The sequence below is a fragment of the Eggerthella sp. genome (assembly GCF_048329335.1).
GTDB classification, from domain to species: domain Bacteria; phylum Actinomycetota; class Coriobacteriia; order Coriobacteriales; family Eggerthellaceae; genus Eggerthella; species Eggerthella lenta.
The window spans coordinates 1-2,735 of sequence record NZ_DBFEGU010000087.1; the positions used below are offsets into that span (position 1 = coordinate 1).

Consider the following 2,735-nt stretch of genomic DNA (forward strand, 5'->3'; position numbering starts at 1 on the left):
CGCGGCCTCAAGTTCGACGCGGCCCCCGGGCTCGTCTACGTGCCGAAGAAGTACACGGTCAAGAACAAGGCCGGCGAGTACAAGGTCGCGTCCTCGCGCATCCAGCTCCTCTACGCCACGCCCGACAAGGGCGCGGTGAACACCTTCCCTGTGAAAGTCGAGGCCGAGAACGTCGACGGCCGCGCGGCCAAGTCCGGAACCGCCTCGGTCGACGTCTCGTCCCCCGACACCCAGATCGAGCTCGCCCGCGACAAGGCCGCCCGCAAGTCGATCTCCGACGCCACGATCGAGTCCGTCACCGTCAACGGCATCGAGTACACGCGCGACCTCGACATGTGGACCTACGACAAGGACACCGGCACGCTCGATATCCTCATCGCCGCCGCCGGCGTGCGCAGCGTCGATATCAAGCTCGCCAACGACGCCGAGAAGAACGTCGGCTCGTGGCTGGCGTCGCTCGCCACCGAGGCCTTCGCCGGCAACGTGTGGAACATCGGAACCTGGGAGTTCCAGTCCGCGCCCTGGGCCGGCATGTCCTTCCACACCGCCGGCCACAACAAGTACACCGGCACCACCACCGGCGCCACCCTGCCGGCGGTCGAGAACCCGTCCGGCGGACGCTACGAGGCCAAGACGATCTACCAGGCGCTCGGCACGCAGAACGTCGACATCTCGGCCCTCCAGTCCGGAGCCTGGTCGATCGAGCGCACCTGCACGATCGCCGCGCAGACGGTCTCCGGCGTCACCATCCCCAGCGCGACGAAAGTGGACCTCACCTGCGGGCATGTCGGCGTGAACCCCTCCGGCCAGCTCGACCCCTCCTACAACCAGGCCGTCCACACCGACGACGACTACGGCCAGACCGTGCGCATCGCCGCCGTCAACGGCGACGAGGCGATCATCGGCGTGACCGTCCCGACCACCTTCACGCAGGCCGGAGCAGGCTTCTTCAAGATCAAGTGGAAGCTGAACAAGGTCCGCTACACTTTCTCCAAGTGCTCGGCCAACGTCTCCATCACCGACGGCAACTCCGAGTACTCCGTCGAGGGCGCCGAGTACGACATCTACCGCTCCTCCGACAACGCGCTCGTGTCGCATATCGTCACCGACGCATCGGGCAACGCCGCGCTCGACCTCGAGCCCAACCAGGCCTATTACGCCGTCGAGACCAAGGCGCCCGCCGGCTACACGCTCCACGAGGGGCATATCGGCTTCAGGACCGGCAACTCCGCCGGGACCGAGCAGCTGAAGGACGACCCGGGTGCCGTTAGACTGACAATTAACAAAAAGGATTCCGCCACTCTTGGCGATGCCCAGAACGGCTCTACGCTTGAGGGCGCCGAATATAAGGTCACATCGCTGTCTACTCCCGGTTGGGAGCAGACGGGTAAGACCAATAGCAAAGGCGTTTTGACGATTCACGATGTGCCTCTCGGTAAGATTCGCGTTGAAGAAATTAAGGCGCCAAATGGTTATAAGCTGGACTCTACGGCTCATGAATATGAAGTAAAAGCTGGGTCCTATACCGTGATTCCGTCTGGCGAAATCGATCTTGAGCCTGAGGATGATTTCAAGGAGAACCCCGTCTCGTTCGATATCGAGATCGCCAAGACCAAGGGCGGCGAGGACGACAGCTGGGAGTCCGACGACGGCAAGGGAAACGCCGCCGCGGGCGTCCAGTTCCAGATCGTCTCGAACACCACCGAGGAGGTCGTCGGAACCCTGACGACCAACGATGCCGGCTTCGCCTCCACCAAGGACGCGGCAACCTGCGACGAGACCTCCACCTCCGATGCCAAGACCGACGACCCGTCGCGCCCGTGGTTCGGCTCCGGCAAGCGCAACGCCGGCATCACCGGCGCCGTGCCCTACGACGCGGCCGGCTACACGATCCGCGAGGTCGATTCCACGGTGCCCGAGGGCTTCGACCATGTGGACGACTGGACCATCTCGGCCGACGACCTCGTGGACGGCACCACGAAGTACTACTCCGTCATCGACAAGACGCTCAACAGCCGCATCCAGATCGTCAAGACCGACGCCGAGACCGGCAACACCGTGCCCCTTTCCGGCTTCAAGTTCCAGGTGCTCGACTCGGACGGCAGCACCATGAGCTTCGCCGACCCCTACGACGCCAACGGCACCGTCGACACCTTCACGACCGACGGCGCCGGGCAGGTCACGATCCCGCAGCGCCTCAAGTCCGGCAAGTACTCCATCAAGGAAATCTCCGCCGTGGCGCCCTATACCGTCAACGGCGAGGCCGTCGGCTTCGAGGTTCCCAAGGACTACAAGAAGGCCTCCCCCGTGACCGTCATCAAGGTCGCAGACGAGCAGGCGAAGGGCAAGGCGACCATCACGAAGACGTGCTCGCATGACGGCCTGACGCTCGCCGGCGCCGAGTACGACGTCGTGGCGCAGCAGGACATCGTGTCCCCCGACGGCACCGCGCGCGCCGCGGCCGGAGACGTCGTCGACCACGTGAAGACCGGCAGCGACGGCAAGGCGACCACCAAGGAACTCTACCTCGGCGCCGGCTCGGCGACCTACGCCTTCGTCGAGACCAAGGCCCCGTCGGGCCACGTCCTCGACGAGACGCCCACCCCGTTCACCATCTCCTACAAGGACGGCGCAACCGCCGAGGTGAAGGCCACATCCGACCAGTCCGACCCCGCGACCAGGTTCGATGTGACCAAGACCGTCAAGGGCGGCGACACCCCGCTTCCCGGTGCGAA

Annotated in this window: 1 protein-coding gene; it reads left to right on the forward strand. The window is 64.8% G+C overall.

The window, feature by feature from the left end; translation table 11 throughout:
- Window positions 1–2,735, forward strand: a 2,735-nt coding sequence (locus ACMO6A_RS02810) for an MSCRAMM family protein (protein WP_418470744.1), incomplete at both ends; no start/stop codon positions are given.